Annotated in this window: 16 protein-coding genes; 10 read left to right on the top strand and 6 right to left on the bottom strand. The window is 71.0% G+C overall.

Going from position 1 to position 19,357, the window contains the following annotated elements; all coding sequences use genetic code 11:
- Window positions 1-9: 9 nt before the first annotated feature.
- Window positions 10-2,673 (bottom strand): PQQ-dependent sugar dehydrogenase, encoded by a 2,664-nt coding sequence (locus tag ACIP2X_RS04540; RefSeq protein WP_401668868.1) that lies wholly within the window; start codon window positions 2,671-2,673, stop codon window positions 10-12.
- An 845-nt stretch (window positions 2,674-3,518) separates the two neighbouring features.
- On the opposite strand from ACIP2X_RS04540, the gene ACIP2X_RS04535 reads away from it, so the two are divergent.
- The 3 genes from ACIP2X_RS04535 to ACIP2X_RS04525 all read left to right on the top strand — a co-directional run bounded on the left by ACIP2X_RS04535 (window position 3,519) and on the right by ACIP2X_RS04525 (window position 8,413).
- Window positions 3,519-5,732: a transglycosylase domain-containing protein gene (locus tag ACIP2X_RS04535; RefSeq protein WP_401667363.1), complete on the top strand. Its 2,214-nt coding sequence runs from the start codon at window positions 3,519-3,521 to the stop codon at window positions 5,730-5,732.
- A 56-nt stretch (window positions 5,733-5,788) separates the two neighbouring features.
- The gene (locus ACIP2X_RS04530) at window positions 5,789-7,072 is read left to right on the top strand and encodes a hypothetical protein (protein WP_401667361.1); all 1,284 of its coding nucleotides are present in this window, start codon (window positions 5,789-5,791) and stop codon (window positions 7,070-7,072) included.
- 159 nt (window positions 7,073-7,231) lie between these two features.
- Window positions 7,232-8,413, top strand: a complete 1,182-nt coding sequence (locus ACIP2X_RS04525; protein ID WP_401667358.1) for an amidase domain-containing protein — start codon at window positions 7,232-7,234, stop codon at window positions 8,411-8,413.
- Between the two features lie 75 nt (window positions 8,414-8,488).
- Here the strand turns inward: ACIP2X_RS04525 and ACIP2X_RS04520 are convergent, their stop codons facing one another.
- Window positions 8,489-8,857, bottom strand: a complete 369-nt coding sequence (locus tag ACIP2X_RS04520; protein ID WP_401667356.1) for a low affinity iron permease family protein — start codon at window positions 8,855-8,857, stop codon at window positions 8,489-8,491.
- A gap of 161 nt (window positions 8,858-9,018) precedes the next feature.
- On the opposite strand from ACIP2X_RS04520, the gene ACIP2X_RS04515 reads away from it, so the two are divergent.
- Window positions 9,019-10,005, top strand: a complete 987-nt coding sequence (locus ACIP2X_RS04515) for an alpha/beta fold hydrolase (protein WP_401667353.1) — start codon at window positions 9,019-9,021, stop codon at window positions 10,003-10,005.
- 94 nt (window positions 10,006-10,099) lie between these two features.
- Here ACIP2X_RS04515 and ACIP2X_RS04510 read toward each other — a convergent pair whose 3' ends face one another.
- A complete protein-coding gene (locus ACIP2X_RS04510; protein ID WP_401668866.1) occupies window positions 10,100-10,771 on the bottom strand; it encodes a dienelactone hydrolase family protein in 672 nt (223 codons plus the stop codon).
- Between the two features lie 245 nt (window positions 10,772-11,016).
- Between ACIP2X_RS04510 and ACIP2X_RS04505 the strand changes: the two genes are divergently transcribed.
- The 4 genes from ACIP2X_RS04505 to ACIP2X_RS04490 all read left to right on the top strand — a co-directional run bounded on the left by ACIP2X_RS04505 (window position 11,017) and on the right by ACIP2X_RS04490 (window position 14,319).
- Window positions 11,017-11,424, top strand: a complete 408-nt coding sequence (locus ACIP2X_RS04505) for a RidA family protein (RefSeq protein ID WP_401667350.1) — start codon at window positions 11,017-11,019, stop codon at window positions 11,422-11,424.
- A 77-nt stretch (window positions 11,425-11,501) separates the two neighbouring features.
- Window positions 11,502-12,623 carry an amidinotransferase gene (locus ACIP2X_RS04500; RefSeq protein WP_401667348.1) on the top strand — a complete coding sequence of 374 codons (1,122 nt, stop codon included), beginning with the start codon at window positions 11,502-11,504 and terminating at the stop codon, window positions 12,621-12,623.
- 122 nt (window positions 12,624-12,745) lie between these two features.
- Entirely contained in the window at window positions 12,746-13,165 is a 420-nt protein-coding gene (locus tag ACIP2X_RS04495) for a YciI family protein (protein WP_401667345.1), read from the top strand.
- 8 nt (window positions 13,166-13,173) lie between these two features.
- On the top strand, window positions 13,174-14,319 hold the full coding sequence (locus ACIP2X_RS04490) for an RNA polymerase sigma factor (protein ID WP_401668863.1): 1,146 nt from the start codon (window positions 13,174-13,176) through the stop codon (window positions 14,317-14,319).
- Window positions 14,320-14,336: 17 nt separating this feature from the next.
- Here ACIP2X_RS04490 and ACIP2X_RS04485 read toward each other — a convergent pair whose 3' ends face one another.
- Entirely contained in the window at window positions 14,337-15,293 is a 957-nt protein-coding gene (locus tag ACIP2X_RS04485) for a GlxA family transcriptional regulator (protein ID WP_401667342.1), read from the bottom strand.
- 113 nt (window positions 15,294-15,406) lie between these two features.
- On the opposite strand from ACIP2X_RS04485, the gene ACIP2X_RS04480 reads away from it, so the two are divergent.
- Together ACIP2X_RS04480 and ACIP2X_RS04475 are read left to right on the top strand one after the other, a co-directional pair.
- Window positions 15,407-16,045, top strand: a complete 639-nt coding sequence (locus ACIP2X_RS04480) for an HD domain-containing protein (protein WP_401667340.1) — start codon at window positions 15,407-15,409, stop codon at window positions 16,043-16,045.
- 160 nt (window positions 16,046-16,205) lie between these two features.
- A complete protein-coding gene (locus ACIP2X_RS04475) occupies window positions 16,206-16,712 on the top strand; it encodes a hypothetical protein (protein ID WP_401668861.1) in 507 nt (168 codons plus the stop codon).
- Window positions 16,713-16,771: 59 nt separating this feature from the next.
- Here ACIP2X_RS04475 and ACIP2X_RS04470 read toward each other — a convergent pair whose 3' ends face one another.
- Both ACIP2X_RS04470 and ACIP2X_RS04465 read right to left on the bottom strand, forming a co-directional pair.
- Entirely contained in the window at window positions 16,772-17,794 is a 1,023-nt protein-coding gene (locus ACIP2X_RS04470) for a hemolysin family protein (RefSeq protein ID WP_401667338.1), read from the bottom strand.
- Window positions 17,791-19,149 (bottom strand): hemolysin family protein, encoded by a 1,359-nt coding sequence (locus tag ACIP2X_RS04465; RefSeq protein ID WP_401667336.1) that lies wholly within the window; start codon window positions 19,147-19,149, stop codon window positions 17,791-17,793. The genes ACIP2X_RS04470 and ACIP2X_RS04465 overlap by 4 nt, the downstream gene beginning before the upstream one ends.
- Window positions 19,150-19,357 lie beyond the last annotated feature (208 nt).

The following is a 19,357-nucleotide window of genomic DNA, read 5'->3' as shown; positions in this document are numbered from 1 at the left end:
GCCTTTCGGCTAGGGGAGAGTCCACTTCTGGTTGGCTCCGGTGTGGCAGGTCCACAGGTGCACCGGCGTGCCGTCGTTCCAGGTGCCGCCGGACGCGTCGAGGCACTTGCCGGACTGCGGGTTGCGCACCGTGCCGTCGGACTGCGGGGCCCACACCTGAGCACCCGAGCCGTTGCACGTCCACAGCTGGATCCTCGTACCGTCGGCGCTGCCACCCCCGGACACGTCCAGGCACTTGCCCAGCGCCCTCAGCGCACCGTCGGCGACGGTCCAGGTCTGGGCGGCGCTGCCGTTGCAGGTCCACACCTGGACCTCGGTGCCGTCGGCGGTCTGCGCCCCGTCGACGTCCAGGCACTTGCCGTTGACACCGCGCACGGCTCCGGAGCGCGTCGCGCCGGCGGTGTCGAAGGAGAAGTCGTCGACGTCGAAGAGGGCGCCCGCGCCGCCCTTGAACACCAGGTACAGCGTGGTCGAGCCGGCGGGCCTGTCGACGAGGGGTGTGGTCACGTCCTGGAAGGTCTCCCAGCCTCCGGTCACCGGCACGGTCGCGGTGCCGAGCAGGGTGCCGGTCGGCGCACCGGCCCGGACCTCGATGGTCCCGCCGGACCCGGCGGAGGAGACCCGGGCGGTGAACCGGCTCGCGTTGCCGAGCGCGTACGGCTCGAACGAGATCCAGTCGCCGTTCTCGATGTGGCCGACGGTCCTGCCGCCGTGCGCGGGGGCGTGGGAGACGACCTGGACGCCGGCGGCGTCGCCGTAGTGCTCCGCCTGGCGGTGGGAGGGCTGGATGACGTGCTGGTCGTGCGTGGTGAGCGGCGGCTGTCCGCCCGCCCCCTCGTCGGTGTACTCCGCGTCGAGCACCCCGAAGAGATTGGCGTCCGGGTCGTGTTCACCGTCGGCAGAGGTCTGCAGGGTGCCGGAGCAGCCGGTCGCCGAGGTCTGCGGGTGACCGTGGCTGTCGTGGCCGATGATGAAGCTGACCTTGACCTTGGAGCAGTCGACGGTGCCGTCCTCGGGATCGGTGACCGTCACCCGGAAGGGGATCGCCGCGCCGAAGTCGTAGATGCTGCCGTCGGCGGGGAGGTCCAGCCGGACCGTGGGCGCGGTGTTGCCCACCGTGATCGGCACGGAGGCCGTGCCGGACCTGCCGGTGGAGTCGGTGACCGTGAGGGTCGCCGTGTACTGGCCGTTGGCCCTGTACGTGTGGGTCGGATCGGCCGCCGTCGAGGTGCCGCCGTCGCCGAACCGCCAGGAGTGGCTGAAGGCGTCGCCGTCCGGGTCGGTGGTGCCCGCGGAGGAGAAGCTCACGCTCAGCGGCGCGGTGCCCGAGGTCACGTCCGCCGTGGCCTGGGCCAGGGGTGCGCGACCGCCGGTGACGTGCTCGATCCGGTACAGGGCGGAGTTCTCGTCGCCGTTGAAGTAGCCCGTGCCGTAGTCCAGGACGTACAGCGCGCCGTCGGGTCCGAAAGCCATGTCCATCACCTGCGTGCCGGTCCAGGGGAAGGCGTTGACGGACGAGACCGTGCCGTCGCCGCCACTCTCGATCCGCTTGATCCAGCGTCGGCCGAACTCGCCGGCGAAGTAGTCGCCGTCGAACTCCTGCGGGAACTTCACCTCGGAGGTCGAGGACGCGTCGTAGCGGTAGACGGGGCCGCCCATGGGCGACTCGGAGCCGCCGCCGAACTCCGGTACGGAGCCCCCGTTGTACGGGATCCAGGCGGGCTGGGCGGGCGGCAGGTCGGTGAGGCCGGTGTTGCGCGGGGAGGTGTTCCTCGGTGCCGCGCAGTTGAACGCGGAGCCCGCCGTACCGGTGGCGAAGTCGTGGTCCACGTAGGCGTCGCCCCGGCCCGTGCAGTACGGCCAGCCGTAGTTGCCCGCCTTGGTGATCCGGTTGAACTCGACCTGTCCCTCCGGGCCGCGTGCCGGGTCGGCCGAGCCGGAGTCGGGTCCGTAGTCCCCCAGGTACACGATGCCGGTCGACTTGTCGACGCTCATCCGGAACGGGTTGCGAAAGCCCATCGCGTAGATCTCGGGGCGCGTCCTCGCGGTGCCGGGCGCGAAGAGGTTGCCGCTCGGGACGGTGTACGAGCCGTCCGCGGCGACCTTGATGCGCAGCACCTTGCCGCGCAGGTCGTTGGTGTTGCCGGAGGACCGCTGGGCGTCGAAGGCCGGGTTGCGGTGCGCGCGCTCGTCGATCGGGGTGTATCCGTCGGACTGGAACGGGTTGGTGTCGTCGCCGGTCGACAGGTACAGGTTGCCAGCGCCGTCGAAGTCGATGTCGCCGCCGACGTGGCAGCACAGACCGCGGGAGGCGGGAACGTCGAGGATCTTCCGCTCGCCGGCGACGTCCAGCGTGCCGTCGGTCCGCAGGACGAACCGGGAGAGCCGGTTGACGCCGTCGAAGGGGGCGAAGTCGGCCGCGGTGCCCTCCGCGGGGGCGTCGCCGCCCGGTGTGCTCAACTTCGGGGCGTAGTAGAGGTAGACGTACCGGTTCGAGGCGAAGGCCGGGTCGACGGCTATGCCCTGCAGGCCCTCTTCGTCATGGGAGTAGACGTCGAGCCTGCCCGCCACCTTCGTGTTGCCGACGGCGTCGGTGAGGCGGACCGTTCCGTCGCGGGAGCTGTGCAGGACCGAGCGGTCGGGCAGGACCGCCAGGGTCATCGGCTCGCCCATCTCGGCCACGCCCTTGGCGAGGGTGACCTGCTGGAACTCCGGTGCCGCCGCCTTCGCGGGCCGGCTCGCACCCTCCCCGGAGGCGCCCGCGGGCACCGCGGGCAAAACGATACCGACGGCGCCGGCCACCGTCGGTACGAGCCATCGAAGGAGTCTTCGGGGTAACGGGCTTGTGCGCACAGGTGCCTCCCGGAGGTGGGGGAGCGGCAGGGCCGAGCGGACCTGCCGTGGGAGTACGGGGCGCGCGCCGTCGCGCCATGACACACCGCTCACGCTGTGACGGGCGTGTCACAAGGAAGTTAGCGGCCTTCGTTCCGGGACGTAAGTCCTTTTGTCCATGATCTCGTCACTTCTTCCCCGACGCGGACAAAGTGCCCCGACCATTCACCACCGGAAAGTTCCGCCGCCCGGCCGGGCTCCCCGGCCGGCCCGCATGGAGCTGACGGCCAGAAGGTTGCATCGCGGGACTGAGGTTTCCATCACATCAGATGTGACCAGTTCCGCCCGGTTCCGTGTGGAGACTTTGCGAAGGACGCTGGTAATTTGAGAGCGCCGCGATACCCCGCGAGGTCGGGGAGGGGGAGTCAGGATTTGCGGCCGCTGCTGCGGCAACAACATCCCACCTCGTACGTCCGTACGGTCTGCCTGCGCGAGCAACATGAAGTGCGGAGGGAGGCACAGTCGTGGCCCAGGGAGGGCAGGGGGGACGCGATCAGGCTGGCGACGAGGAGCCTCTGGAGCCTGACGTCACCATGCAGTTGAAGGTCCCGCCCCCGCCGCGGCCCGCCGCGGACGAGACCATGCAACTGCGCGTACCCGAAGGCGGAATACCCGACGGGTCCGACATGTCCGCACCTTCGGACAAGTCGCGGACTTCCGGTACGACCGACGAGATATCCGACGACGACGAGATATCCGACGATCCCGACACCGCCTCCGCCGCCTCCGGCGCTTCGGGCGCGTCCGGCCCCTCCGCCAAGGCCAACCGTCGCCGTCGCAAAGCGCCCCGCCCCTCCCCCGCCGCCCGCGTCACCGCGGCCCTCGGCCCCCGGCTCGCCGTCGTGCTCGGCTTCCTGGCCGCCCGGCTCGGCCCCCTCGCCACCCGCCTCGCCCCCTACGCCCGCCGGATGCGTCCGCTGTACCCCCGGCCGGGCCGTGAAGGGTGGCGTCGCTGGATCCCCTCCTGGCGCCAGTCCGTCGGCGGCCTCCTCGCCTCGCTCGGCCTGAGCACGCTGTTCCTCGTCGTCGCCTACGCCGCCACCGACATCCCGGACAACCTCAACACGTACGCCACCCAGCAGGACAACGTGTACTTCTGGGCCGACGGCACCCCGATGGCCCGTACCGGCTGGGTGCAGCGGCAGGCGATGCCGCTGAAGGACGTCCCCGAGGACGTCCGCTGGGCGGTGCTGGCCGCCGAGAACGAGAGCTTCTACAGCGACCCGGGCATCTCCTTCAAGGGCATCACCCGCGCCCTGTTCCGCACCCTCGGGCGGGGTGACACCCAGGGCGGCTCGACCATCACCCAGCAGTACGTCAAGAACGTCTATCTCAACCAGGACCAGACGCTCACCCGCAAGTTCACGGAGGCGATGATCGCCCTCAAGCTGGACAACCGGATGAGCAAGGACCAGATCCTGGAGAGCTATCTCAACACCAGCTGGTTCGGCCGCGGCACCTACGGCATCCAGCGCGCCTCCCAGGCCTACTACGGCAAGGACGTCAGCGAGCTCGACGCCAGTGAGGCGGCCTTCCTGTCCTCCCTGCTCAAGGGCGCCGGCCTGTACGACCCGACGCTCAGCAAGGCCAACCACGACCGGGCCGTGGAACGCTGGTCGTGGATCCTCGACCGCATGGTGGCGATCGGCAAGCTGTCGCCGCAGGAGCGCGCCAAGTACCGGACGTTCCCCGAGCCGCTGAAGAGCAACCCGCTGTACGACACCGGTGAGCAGAGCGACTATCTGGTCGAACTGGCCTCGCAGTACGCCAAGAAGACCGCGCGCATCTCCGACAAGGACTTCGACCTCGGCGGCTACCAGATCTACACGACCTTCGAGAAGCACCGCGAGAGGCAGCTGACCGAGGCCGTCACCAAGGCCCGCAAGCAGGCGAAGGAGGAGCACCCGAAGCTTGCCGGGACAGCCCACTACGGCGCGGCCTCCATCGCCTCGGACGGCCGGATCCTCGCCGTCTACGGCGGCCCCGACCACCGCACTCAGGGGTACAACGAGTCCAACGCCACCACCGTGCCCGCCGGTTCGGCCTTCCTGCCGTTCGTCTACGCCGCCGGTCTGGAGCACGGCGTGCGCAAGTCCCGCGACGGCGAGATCACCGAGGTGACCGGGGAGTCCCTCTACGACGGCGACAACGAGGTGCCGGTCACGACGCCGGAGGGCCCGTACTGGGACCGCAGCGGCCGCAAGGTCGCCGCCCGCAACGACGACGACAGGTCCTACGGGCAGATCTCCCTGCACCAGGCGCTCGCGCAGTCCGTCAACACCCCCTTCATGCAGCTCGGCATGGACACCGGTCTGGAGAAGGTGCGCTCCACCGCCGAGGCCTCCGGGCTGCTGTCCTCCAGCATCGGCGCCCAGGTGCCCACCCTGTCCACCGGCAGCTCCACGCCCAGCGCGATCCGCATGGCCAGTGGCTATGCCACGTTCCTCGCCGACGGCATGCACACCGAGCCCTACTCGGTGCGCAGGATCACCCACAACGGCGACAAGGTCGCCCTCGCCGCGGCGCCGAACCGCCGCGCGATGGGCGCCGACACCGCCCGCGAGGTCCAGTCCGCCCTCACCGACGCCTTCCGCCTCGCCCACCCGGACGCCGCTCCCGCCGAGGCGGAGGTCGCCGGGAAGGTGGGCACGACCGAGGACGACACCGCCGCCTGGTACGTGGGGAGCGCCAAGAAGGTGGCCACGGCGGTCGTCGTCTACCGCATCGATCTGAAGAAAAGCCTCGAACCGCTGCCGCTCCAGGGCCTGGACGGGACGGAAACCGCAACCGAGAGTGTCCCGTACGGCATCTGGTCACGTGCCATGAGTCCGCTCGACTGACCCCCGGCGCGACCGGCACCGCCCCAGCCCCTGTCCCCGAGAGATTGAGCCGCAAGATGAAACAGCCGTCGGGCCGCCGCCGCAAGGCCCCCGAACCCCGCCGTCCCGCCGCCCGCCCGGGTTTCATCACCCTGGCGGCGTTCCTCGTCGTGACCTCCCTGGTCGGGGGATACCTGGTGCTCTCGCGCACCGGCAACACCACCGCGACCGCCTCGGCCAAGGACGAGAACCGGCAGGACGGGGACTCGCGGGCCACCGAGGAGCCGTGGGACGGCAGGACCAAGGTGCTCGGCGACGGCTCGACGTCCTTCACCGGCCCGCAGAAGAACCAGTTGAAGCCGGTGCCGCTCAAGCCAGGTGAGAAGCCGCCCCAGTTCGTGGTGTTCTCCTGGGACGGCGCCCTCCAGGGCGACGACGAGCTCTTCTCGCACTACCGGGAGATGGCCCGGGAGTACGACGCCCACATGACCTTCTTCCTCACGGGCATCTACCTGGTGCCCAAGAGCAAGAAGGACCTCTACTCCCCGCCGCAGCACGACAAGGGGACCGCGGCGATCAGCTTCCCCACCGACGAGCACATACGCACCACGCTGGAGCAGCTCGGCGGCGCCTGGGAGGACGGCAACGAGATCGGCACCCACTTCAACGGCCACTTCTGCGGACCGCAGGGCGGCGGCGACTGGAGTGTCGCGGAGTGGAAGAGCGAGATCGACCAGTTCTTCGCCTTCGTCGAGAAGTGGAAGACCAACACGGGTTACACGGACCTCGACCCGCTGCCCTTCGACATCAAGAAGGCCGTCACCGGCGGTCGCGCCCCCTGTCTGGAGGGCCAGGAGAACCTGCTGAAGGCGGCCAAGGACTACGGCTGGCGCTACGACGCCAGCTCGGCCGGCGACTTCCAGATCTGGCCGACGAAGAAGAACGGCATCTGGGACTTCCCGCTCCAGATGCTCCCGTACGAGGGCGGCAAGTACCAGGGCCTGTCCATGGACTTCAACTTCCTCTACAACCAGTCCGACGGGGAGACCGACGGCGATCCGGCCATGTATCCGCAGTGGCGGCAGGAGACCGTCGACGCCTACATGGCCGGCTTCAACCGCGTCTACTTCGGCAGCCGGGCACCGCTGTTCATCGGCAACCACTTCGAGGAGTGGAACGGCGGCATCTACATGGACGCCGTCGACGAGGTCATCAAGACCGTCTGCACCAAGAAGGACGTCAAGTGCGTCTCCTTCAAGGAGCTCGCGGACTGGATGGACGTCCAGAAGCCCGCCACGCTGGAGCGGCTGCGCAGCCTGGACCCGGCGCAGTCCCCGGACTGGTCCACGGTCGTGCAGTGAGCGCCGTCGCCCGGGGGGCCTGGCGGGGCGCCGGGCGGCGATGACAGTCCGGTAACTCCCGCCCCGTCAGGGGTGCAACCCCCTTCACACCGGCCACACACGCCATGCAAGGATGCCGCTACCTCGGCATACCTCCGCCGGGGGAAGAGGGGAACTTCAGTGAAGTCAAGGAAATTGAGCCGTACGCGGCGTCGCGCGTCGATACTCACGGCGGCCGCGGCCTCGGTCGCCGCGGGCGCCGCGCTGCTGCCCAACTGGACCGCGGGCGCGTCCGCCCCGGCCGAGCCCGAGGTGGACGCCAGGACCAAGGCCACCTTCCAGCGGCTGGCCGACGCGGTCTTCACCGACCGCACCAACGCTCTGGTCGACATGCCCGCCAAGGGCAAGAAGCCGCTGGTCGACAGCTTCTCCGGTGACGTCGCGGTCTCCACCGGGACCGCCCGCACCGAGGACGAGGCCGTCGACGAGCTCGGCGACCGCAAGGACGGGCTCGCCCGGCTCGGCGAGAAGTACAGCGCGGCGAACACGTCCGTCACCCTGAACCGGACCAGCGTCAAGGGCCGCAACGCCGTCGTCGAGGTCACCGAGACCACGACGCTGACGTACGAGAAGGTGCGCGGCGACGAGCCGCGGACGACCGGGTTCCAGGCGCACCACCGGCTGACCTTCAAGGCGGACCGGGACGGCGACTGGCGGCTGACGGGTGTCCGTGAGTCCGAGGACGGCGGTCTCGCGATCAACCAGACGGCCACGCCGAGCGTCGCGGCCGCCACCAAGGCCAAGGCGGGCAACACGACGCCTTCGGCCCCGCGCGCGGCCACCACGCGCCCCGCGCCGTCCAAGCCGAAGAACTTCACCGCGAGCGGCTACGACTACAAGGCGATGGCCGCCTACGCGGAGAAGTACTGGAGCAACTACAACCCGGCCTACCCGAACTTCAACGGGCAGGGCGCGGGCGGTGACTGCACCAACTTCGTCAGCCAGTCCCTGAAGGCGGGCGGCTGGAAGCACGTGCCCGGCTACGTGTACGACTACACCCGGTGGTTCGGCACCGCCGACATCCAGTCGCACTCGTTCGTCGGCGTCAACGAGTGGTCCTGGTTCGCGCAGAACTCCCAGCGCGTGACCAGCCTCGCCAACGTCTACCAGATGGACGTCGGCGACGTGCTCCAGGTCGACTTCGACAAGGACGGGTCCAAGGACCACACGATGATCGTCACGTACCGCAGCGCCCAGGGTGTGCCGTACCTGACGTACCACTCGACCAACACCTACCGCCGGTCGGTGGCGAGCATCATCGCGTCGTACCCGAACGCCGCGTACTACGCCTACCGCACCTGATCGGCGCCGTGCGCCCGTACCCGCCGCCCCGGCCGTCTCCACGCCGGGGCGGCGGTTCGCGTCACAGCCGGCGACTCACGTCTCCTCCTCCATCCGGATCGCCGACCTCAGGTCCTCGAACGCCTTCTCGTTGTCACCGAGGTGGGACTCGATGAGGGCGGTGGCGATGGCGTCCAGCTTGCGCTGGATCGCTCGCTCCGCGCGTTGCTCGGAGTTCTTCAGCAGGGCGAGCAGCAGCAGGGTCACCGCCGTCATGCACTCGCCGGCGAAGACCTTCCACTCCAGCGCGACGCTCGACAGATGGGTGACGACCACCCCTGCGACGACTGTCAGGCACAGGACGAAGAAGGACGGCGAACTGGTGAACAACGAGGCCGCCTCGGCGAATCGTTCGAACCGTCCACGCTTGCCACCGCCACGGTCAGCAGGGTGCTGCACTGCCATGGAGCCACCTTTCCTCGAAGTCACGACGTGCACGTTCTTGCCGAAACGGCAACCGGGCTCGCGCCCGGCGGGACCGCTCCAGAAGGATCACTGTGCGGCCCCTGCGGCCGGAGCGCGCAGCAGCGGCACCGGCCGTCCCATCGGCTCCCCCGGGAGGATCCATGTCCGACACGCACGCCACCGGTCCCACCCATCGCCTGCTGCCCTCCCCCGCCGGCCGGATCCATCTCGTGGAGCAGGGCAGCGGTCCGCTGGTCCTGCTCGTACACGGCTTCCCGGAGTCGTGGTACTCATGGCGACACCAGTTGCCCGCCCTGGCCGCGGCCGGCTACCGCGCGGTCGCCGTGGACGTCCGCGGCTACGGGCGCTCCTCACGGCCCGACGCGGTGGACGCCTACGGGATGCGCCACCTGGTGGAGGACAACGCCACGGTCGTGCGGGCCCTGGGCGAGCGGACCGCGGTGGTCGTCGGGCACGACTGGGGGTCCGCCATCGCCGCGAACTCGGCGTTGCTGCGCCCCGAGGTCTTCCGCGCGGTCGGACTGCTCAGCGTGCCCTACGCCCCGCGCGGCGGTCCCCGGCCCAGCGAGGTCTTCACCCGGCTCGGGGGCCCGGAGGAGGAGTTCTACGTCTCCTACTTCCAGCGGCCCGGCCGCGCGGAGGCGGAGATCGAACCGGATGTGCGCGGCTGGCTCGCGGGCATCTACGCCGCCCTGTCCGCCGAGACCATGCCCGCGCCCGGCGCGCCGGACCCGCACTTCCTCGGCCGCGGCGGACGCCTGCGCGACCGGTTCCCGGCGGGCCGGCTGCCGTCCTGGCTGACGGAGCGCGATCTGGACTTCTACGCCGAGGAGTTCGAGCGGACCGGCATGGCGGGGGCGCTGGCCCGCTACCGCAGCATGGACCGTGACTGGGAGGATCTCGCCGAGTACGACGGTGCCCCGATCACACAGCCCTCGCTGTTCGTGGGCGGCGCCCAGGACGCCTCCACCACCTGGCTCGCCGACGCGATCGAGGCCTATCCGACGACGCTGCCCGGCCTGGTCGCCTCGCACGTCCTTCAGGGCTGCGGCCACTGGATCCAGCAGGAACGTCCGCAGGAGGTCAACGCCCTGCTGATCGACTGGCTCGCGACCCTGCCGACCTGACGGCACGGCGCCCGGGGCGGGCACGGTCATGACGGCGGAGATCCTCGACGTCACGGGCGGCACACCACTGCCCCGGGAATGTGCGGGCGCGTCCTCACTCGCCCAGCGGCTGCTTCCGTCCCGCCCGCAGGTGCTCGTCGCACCAGTGCCGGGCGGTGCCGGCGACGTCCTCCAAGGCCCCGGGTTCCGCGAACAGGTGGCCCGCGCCGGGCACCACATGCAGGGCGTGGGGGGCGGCGAGGCGGCCAGCCGCCTCCCGGTTGAGGCGCAGCACCTCCGGGTCCTCACCTCCGACGATCAGCAGCACCGGCGCCCGTACGGCGGCCAGCGCCTCGCCCGCCAGATCGGGCCGGCCGCCCCGCGACACCACGGTGAGCACCCGGTCCGGGCGTTCGGCGGCCGCGACCAGGGCGGCGGCGGCACCGGTGCTGGCGCCGAAGACGACGACCGGGAGTCCCCGGGCGTCGTGCTGTGTTTCCAGCCAGTCGATGGCGGCGACCAGCCTGCGGCCCAGGAACGGGATGTCGAAGCGGTGCTCGCCCGTCAACGCGTCGTGCCGCTCCTCCCGTTCGCTGAGCAGATCCATCAGCAGGGTGCCCATCCCGGCGGCGCGCAGCTCGGCGGCGACCATGCGGTTGCGCGGGCTGTGCCGGGAGCTGCCGCTGCCGTGCGCGAACAACACCACCGCGTGCGCGGCCGCCGGGACGACGAGGTCGCCCGGGAGCATCGCGCTGTCGGTGGGCACCAGAACCATGTCGGAAATCATCGACATCAACTTCTTCCCCGGCCCGCCGGCCTTGCGCATCGATGCGTCGACTCGTCTCCTTTCTTTCACGTACCCGCCCTGGCGCCCCACCAGCCGGATCCGGCGCACGGTCCTCGCAGGTCCTGGGTCACCGAAAGGTTCCCCAGTCACCGGAAAGTGCGTTCTTCCATGTCAGCGCACGCTCTCCTACGGTTTCCGGGTAACCACCGGAGAGCACAACGCTCCGAGAACGAGGAGGCCGCAGCATGCCCATCACCCTGATGAACCCCGACGGACTGCCCAAGATCGACGCCTACCGGCAGGTGTCCGTCGCGACCGGCTCGAAGCTCGTCTTCGTCGCGGGGCAGGTCTCCTGGGACGCCGACGGGAACACCGTCGGCGAGGGCGATCTCGCCGCGCAGGTCGAGCGGTGCTATCTCAACGTCGGCATCGCCCTGGCCGGGGCCGGCGCCTCCTTCGACGACGTGGCGAAGCTGACCGTGTACGTCGTCGACTGGACCACGGACAAGATGCCCCTGTTCCTGGAGGGCGTCGCCCGGGCGGCCGCGCGGCTCGGGACCACGCCGGTCCCGCCGGGCACACTGATCGGCGTCGCGGCACTGGACGTACCCGAGCATCTGGTCGAGGTCGAGGCCACCGCGGTGATCGACTGAGAGGCCCTGCTGTTCACCTTCGGTGACGGATTGGATATATTGAGTTACTACCATTCCGCGACCGAAAGCGGTTGAGCATGGCGGTGGCACAGAGGACCGACATCGCTGCGGAGGAGCCCCTTGCCGGGCCGGTCAATTCGCACAACGAGTGGGATCCGCTGGAGGAGATCGTCGTCGGGCGCCTGGACGGCGCGACGATCCCTTCCGGACACCCGGTCGTGACCTGCAACATTCCGCCCTGGGCGGCGCGTTTCCAGCGGCTCGCCGCCGGTTTCCGCTATCCCGACGTACTCATCGAGCGGGCCCAGCAGGAGCTCGATCAGTTCATCGCCCTCCTGGAGTCGCTCGACGTCACCGTCAGACGTCCGGACGCCGTCGACCACCGGCGGCGTTACGGCACTCCCGACTGGTCCTCGCGCGGCTTCTGCAACACCTGTCCGCGCGACAGCATGCTGGTGATCGGCGACGAGATCATCGAGACGCCCATGGCATGGCCCTGCCGGTACTTCGAGACCCACTCCTACCGCGCGATCCTCAAGGACTACTTCCGGCGGGGCGCGCGCTGGACGGCGGCACCCAAGCCTCAGCTGACCGACGAACTGTTCGAGCCCGGCTTCCGCATCCCGGAGCCCGGTGAGCCGATGCGCTACATCCTCACCGAGTTCGAGCCGGTCTTCGACGCGGCGGACTTCGTTCGGGCGGGACGGGATCTGTTCGTCACCCGGAGCAACGTCACCAACGGGATGGGCATCGACTGGCTGCGCCGCCATCTCGGGCCCCGCTACCGCATCCACGAGATCGAGAGCCGCTGCCGCACGCCCATGCACATCGACACCACGTTCGTGCTGCTCGCGCCCGGCAAGGCGCTGGTCAACCCCGAGTACATCGACGTGGACCGGCTGCCCGACGTGCTGCGCTCCTGGGACATCCTGATCGCCCCCGAGCCGCAGCCGATCGACGAGCGCCTGCTGAGGATCACGTCGATGTGCGGCGCGTGGCTGAGCATGAACGTGCTCATGGTCGACGAGAAGCGGGTGATCGCGGAGCGGCATCACACCGCCATGCTGCGGGCGCTGGAGCGGTGGGGCTTCGAGCCGATTCCGTGCGACCTGCTGCACTACGCGCCGTTCGGCGGCTCGTTCCACTGCGCGACGCTCGACGTGCGGCGCCGCGGCACGCTGGAGTCGTACTTCTCCTGATCCGGAGAAAGTCGCGTGATCCGGAAAGAATTCTCAGCGGCGATGTCGAGAACCCGCGACCGGCTCCGTCCCCGGGGTGAACGCGGCCAGAATGGGCCGCATCGCCGGCGAGGGGAACCACCATGGCCAAGTATCTGCTGCTCAAGCACTACCGGGGCGCTCCGGCCGCGGTCAACGACGTGCCCATGGAGCAGTGGACGCCCGAGGAGATCACGGCGCACGTGCAGTACATGCGGGACTTCGCGACCCGGCTCGAGAAGTCCGGCGAGTTCGTCGACGGCCAGGCGCTCGCCCCCGAGGGGACGTTCGTCCGGTACGACGGTGAGGGGCGTCCACCGGTGACCGACGGGCCGTTCGCCGAGACGAAGGACCTGATCGCCGGCTGGATGGTGATCGACGTCGACACCTACGAGCGCGCCGTCGAGCTGGCCGGGGAGCTGTCGGCCGCCCCCGGGGCCGGGGGCAGGCCGATCCACGAGTGGCTGGAGCTGCGCCCGTTCCTGGCCGCGCCGCCCACCGTCACGGAGTGCCCGCACCTGTGACGTCGTCGATGAACGAGGCCCTGCTCAGGAGCCTCACCCCGAGCGTGCTCGCGATCCTCGTCCGCCGCGGAGCCGACTTCGCGGCGGCCGAGGACGCCGTGCAGGACGCGCTGGTCGAGGCGGTCCGCGTCTGGCCGTCCGATCCGCCACGCGACGCGAAGGGCTGGCTGGTCACCGCGGCATGGCGCAAGTTCCTCGACGCGACCCGGGCGGACGCCGCCCGGCGCCGCCGGGAGGACCTCGTCGACGAGGAGCCGGAGCCGGGGCCCGCCGCCGGCGTGGACGACACGCTCCAGCTCTACTTCCTGTGCGCGCATCCGTCCCTGACGCCGTCGTCGGCGGTCGCGCTCACCCTGCGCGCCGTCGGCGGGCTCACCACCCGCCAGATCGCCCAGGCCTACCTGGTGCCCGAGGCGACCATGGCGCAGCGCATCAGCCGCGCCAAACGCACCGTCTCCGGCGTGCGGTTCGACCGGCCCGGTGACGTCGCCACCGTGCTGCGCGTCCTCTACCTGGTCTTCAACGAGGGCTACTCCGGGGACGTGGACCTCGCCGCCGAGGCCATCCGGCTCACCCGGCAGCTCGCGGCCGCGATCGACCACCCCGAAGTGGCCGGGCTGCTCGCCCTGATGCTGCTCCACCACGCCCGGCGCGCCACCCGGACCGCGTCCGACGGCAGCCTGGTGCCGCTCGCCGAGCAGGACCGCGGCAGATGGGACACCGCGTCCGTCGCCGAGGGCGTCGAGATCCTCCAGGCGGCCCTCGCACGCGACCGGCTGGGCGAGTTCCAGGCCCAGGCCGCCGTCGCGGCACTGCACGCCGACGCGCAGACGGCCGAGGAGACCGACTGGGTGCAGATCGTCGAGTGGTACGACGAGCTCGCACGCCTGACCGACAGTCCCGTCGTCCGGCTCAACCGGGCGGTCGCCGTGGGCGAGGCCGACGGACCGCGCGCCGGGCTCGCTGCGCTCGCGGAGGTGGACGACGCGCTGCCCCGGTACGCGGCGGTGGCGGCGTACCTGCACGAGCGCGACGGTGACCTGACAGCGGCGGCGCGCCTGTACGCCGAGGCGGCCCACCAGGCACCGAACCTCGCCGAACGCGACCACCTGCTGCGCCGGGCCGCCCGCGTGAACGCCCGCCTCCGTCGCTGAAGGCCCGGCGGCGCGGGTCAGTCCTGAGGTCGGGTCGTGGCGAAGCGTCTGCGGTAGTCGGTCGGCGTCGTGCCGAGGTGGCGGGCGAAGGCGCGGCGCAGGGTCTCGTCGCTGCCGAGGCCGCTGCGGTGCGCCGCGACCGTGACGCCGTGCCCGTCGAGGAGGAGTTGCTGCGCGCGGTCGAGCCGGACCCGCTCGACCCAGCGGGCGGGGGTGGTGTTCAGTTCGGTCCGGAAGAGCCGGGTCAGATGACGGGTGCTGACGGCGGCGGCGGCCGCCATCGCGGGCAGGCTGTGGTCCGCGGCCGGGTCGGCGAGCACGGACGCGGTCAGTGTGCGCAGCGGACCGCTGCGGGCCGGCGGGGTCGACAGTGCCGTGGAGAACTGCGACTGGCCGCCGGGACGCTGCATGAAGACGACCAGTTCCCGCGCGGCCTGCCGGGCCGCGTCCGCCCCGTGGTCCTCCTCGACCAGCGCGAGGGCCAGATCGATGCCCGCGCTGATGCCGGCGGAGGTGACGTACCGGCCGTCGCGGACATGGAGGGCGTCCGGCTCGACCCGCACCCGGGGGTAGCGGCGGGCCAGTGTCCGGGCGTGCCGCCAGTGCGTGGTCGCCCGGCGCCCGTCGAGCAGGCCCAGTTCGGCGAGGACGAAGGCGCCGCTGCAGACCGAGGCGACCCGCGACGCCCGCTCGGCCAGGGTCGCCGCCGCCGCCAGCAGTTCCTGCCCCGCCGGTTCGTCCGCGAGCCGGTCGGCTCCGGCGACCACGAGCGTGTCGACGGGCCCTGCGTCGGCCGCCGCCGAGGTCCCCGCCAGCGCCAGGCCCGAGGCGGTCGGGACGTCGCCGCCGCGCGGGGAGACGAGAAGCGGTGTGTAGGCACAGCCCAGCCGTCGCGCCTGGTGGAGCACCTCCAGCGGACCGCTGACGTCGAGCAGGGTGACCCCCTCGAACACGAGGAAGGCGACTCGCGTCATGTCTGGATCTGTGGGTCGAATGGCAGCAAGGACATGGCACCAGGGTAGGTCACCGGGTGACGCTGAAGGAGGTCGCCGAAGGGCGAAGAACGACCGGAGAGAGGCCGACAACCATGAGCGAATCGATCGCGGGCGTGGAGATCCCGGACAGCACGCTGGCGCGGGAGGCGACGGAGCTGGTGCGGGACGTCGCTCCGCCGCTGCTGTTCGACCACTCCCGGCGGGTGTTCCTGTTCGGGGCGCTGCGCGGCCTGCGGCAGCGGCTGCCGTTCGACCCGGAGCTGCTGTACGTGGGGGCGATGTTCCACGACCTGGGCCTGACCCGGCGCTACCGCCGCACCGACCAGCGTTTCGAGATCGACGGCGCCGACGAGGCCCGGCGCTTCCTGCACGCCCACGGCGTCACCGGCGAGCCGGCCGACCGGGTCTGGACGGCCGTCGCGCTGCACACCACCCCGGAGATCCCGCTGCACATGGCGCCCGAGGTCGCCCTCGTCACCCGTGGGGTGGAACTGGACGTCCTCGGCATCGGCTACCACACCGTCTCCGAGGAGCAGCGCGCGGCGATCGTCGCGGCCCATCCCCGACCGGACTTCAAGAACCGGATCCTCGCGGCCTTCACCGAGGGCATCGAGGACCGCCCGGAGACGACCTTCGGCAACGTCAAGGCGGACGTTCTCGCACACTTCTCCCCCGGTTTCGTCCGCGGCGACTTCGTGGACGTCATCAAGAACTCCGACTGGCCCGAGTGACCGAAGCGCTGCCAGAGCCCTCCGGTTCGTTCCGCTTTGCCCTCTGGTGCACGCGCGTAGACCTCGGGCACGATGCGGTCTGCTCCACCTGCACAGCCACCCCCCACCCCGGAATCATGGCCCCGCGCAGGAAGGTTCCCCCATGCAGGCCGTCCAGCCCATGAAGGCTCTCAAGGTCCGATCCGTGCTGACCGCGCTGGCACTCGTCGCCGCCCCCGGCGTCGCGGTCGTCGGCACCGCGGGTCCGGCGCATGCCGCGACCAAGATCAGTCACGCCACCGCGACCTCGATGTTCCGCCAGTCCGGCATCACCTGGTCGTCCTCCGGAGGCTGCTCCGACCGCAACAACCCGACCTGTACGTCCTTTTCGCAGCTCAACCTCGCCAGCGCCCAGGGCGCGCAGACGCTCAAGCAGGCGAGCGGCTGCGCGCTGAACATCACCGGCGGTACGGAGACCGGGCACGCCTCGGGGACGTACTCGCACTGGAACGGCTACAAGCTCGACTACAGCAAGTACACATGCGTCGGCAACTACATCAAGAACACCTTCACCTACATCGGCCCGCGGGGTGACGGCGCCCTCCAGTGGCGGTCCGGCTCCGGCAACGTCTACGCCGACGAGGGCAACCACTGGGACGTCACCTACTACAACTGCGGCGGTTGCTGAGCCCGTAGGGGCAGCCATCGCCGTGCCGGGCGGCCGTCGTGGACGGCCGCCCGGTCGCGTCAGGCCCTGGCGGGCGCCGGGCCGACCAGTTCGGAGAGCACGTCCTCCATCGTCACGAATCCGAGGACCGCGCCCTTCTCGCCGGTCACGGCGGCCAGGTGGCTGCCGTCGGCGCGCAGGGCGGTGAGGGTGTCGTCCAGCGGCGTGTCGATGCGCACCCGGGTGACCGGGTGCAGCGCCTCGCGCGGGAACGGGCGGTCGCGGTCGGTGACACCGAGGGTGTCCTTGATGTGCAGATAGCCGAGCACGCTGCCGTTCGGCCCGGTGACGGGGAAGCGGGAGAAGCCCGCCTGCGCCGCGACCCGCTCCAGCCCGTCCGGCGTGACCGTGTGGCCGACCGTGCGCATCCGGGGCACCGGGACGAGGATCTCGCCCACCGGGCGGGTGCCCAGCTCCAGGGCGTCGCGCAGCCGCTCGCCGTCGGCCGGGGAGAGCAGTCCGGCCTCGCTGGAGTCGACGACCATACGGGCCAGCTGGTCGTCGGTGAAGACCGCCTCGACCTCGTCCTTCGGTTCGACCCGCAGCAGTTTCAGCAGGGCGTTGGCGAAGGCGTTGATGCCGAACACCACCGGGCGCAGGGCGCGGGTGAGGGCGACGAGCGGCGGGCCGAGCAGCAGGGCGGTGGGCACCGGCGCGGCCAGGGCGATGTTCTTCGGGACCATCTCGCCGATCAGCATGTGCAGATAGGTCGCCACGCCGAGCGCGATCACGAACGCGATCGGATGCACCAGGCCGTGCGGGACGTGGGCCGCCTCGAAGGCGGGCTCCATCAGATGCGCGATGGCGGGTTCGGCGACCGCGCCCAGCACCAGCGAGGACACGGTGATGCCGAGCTGGGCGGTGGCCATCATGGCCGAGAGGTGCTCCAGGGCCCACATCGTCATCCGGGCCCGGGTGTTCCCGGCCTTCGCGTGGGGCTCGATCTGGCTGCGCCGCACGGAGATCAGCGCGAACTCCGCGCCGACGAAGAACGCGTTGGTCAGCAGGGTGAGAGCGCCGATGGCGAGTTGCAGCACGGTCATCGGGACGCCTCCCCCGTCGGTTCCTGCGCCGCCGCCGGCCGCGCCCCGGACCGCGCGGGCCCGAGGATGCGCACACGGTCGGCCCGGTGGTGGTCGACGTCGAGGACGTCCAGGTGCCAGCCGTCGTCGAGGTCCACGACATCACCCTTGGCGGGGATGCGCGCGAGGCGGGTGGCGACCAGGCCCGCCACGGTCTCGTACGGTCCCTCGGGGGCCGTCAGTCCTATCCCGGCCAGCTGGTCGAGACGCACGGAGCCGTCCGCCTCCCACGCGGCGCGGCCGTCCGCGGTCCGCTGGGTGGGCAGCAGGTCGGGCACCTCGACGGGGTCGTGCTCGTCGCGGACCTCGCCGACGACCTCCTCGACGATGTCCTCCATCGTCGCCACGCCCGCCGTGCCGCCGTACTCGTCGATCACCACGGCCATGGTGCGCGTCGCGCGCAGCCGCTCCAGGAGCCGGTCGGCGGTGAGGCTGTCGGGCACCAGCAGGGGCGCGGTGGCCAGGTCGGTGACCGGGGTGAGCGCCCGCCGGTGCCGCGGCAGCGCGAGCACGTCGCGGATGTGGACCGTACCGATGACGTCGTCCAGCCCGGCGCGGTAGACCGGGAAGCGGGAGAGCCCGGTGGCGTGGGTGAGGTTCGCGGCGTCCGCGGCCGTGGCCCGTGCTTCCAGGGCCTTGACGTCGACACGCGGCGTCATGACGTTCTGCGCGGTCAGCTCGCCGAGGTGCAGGGTCCGGACGAAGAGTTCGGCGGAGTCGGCCTCCAGGGCGCCCTCGGCGGCCGAGTGCTGGGCGAGCGCGACCAGCTCCTCGGGGCTGCGGGCGGAGGCCAGCTCCTCGGCGGGCTCCAGGCCGACCCGTCGGACGAAACGGTTCGCCGTGTTGTTCAGGTGGCGGATGAACGGGCCGAAGGCGGCCGTGAAGCCGCGCTGCGGACCGGCCACCACCTTGGCGACGGCGAGCGGGCGGGAGATCGCCCAGTTCTTGGGCACCAGCTCACCGATCACCATCAGCACCACGGTGGACACGACCACGCCCAGCACCGTCGCGACGGGCGACGCGGCGCCGCCGAGGCCGATCGCCTCCAGCGGCCCGCGCAGCAGCGTCGCGAGCGACGGCTCGGCGAGCATGCCGATCACCAGGGAGGTGACCGTGATGCCGAGCTGGGCTCCGGACAGCTGGACCGTCAGGCGGCGTACGGCCTTCAGCGCGCCCTCGGCGCCGCGCTCACCGGCGGCGGCGGCCCGCTCCAGCTCACCGCGCTCGACGGTGGTCAGGGAGAACTCGGCGGCGACGAACACCGCGCAGGCCAGTGTGAGGAGGAGGGCCAGCAGGAGCAGCAGGACCTCGGTCACCGTGCCACCCCCGTTCCCTCACAGTCGTGGTGTGGGTGGGGCGTGGCACGGCTGGTACTGGGAGGCTCACCCATTGCGGGTCCCTGGCTCCTTTTCGGTCTGTCGGTCCGGGCGGGCGTCGACTGCCGACACCCTCGCCCCATGGTAAAGGACGAGCAAAGCATGCTGGTCAAGTCGTCGACGCGGCGAGGGTGCGGCGTCTTTCGGA

Origin of the sequence: Streptomyces sp. NPDC089424 (genome assembly GCF_044749345.1) — a bacterium.
In the GTDB taxonomy this organism is placed as follows: domain Bacteria; phylum Actinomycetota; class Actinomycetes; order Streptomycetales; family Streptomycetaceae; genus Streptomyces.
The sequence above is the reverse complement of the archived record's forward strand: the minus strand, read 5'-3'. Positions and strand labels throughout refer to the sequence as shown.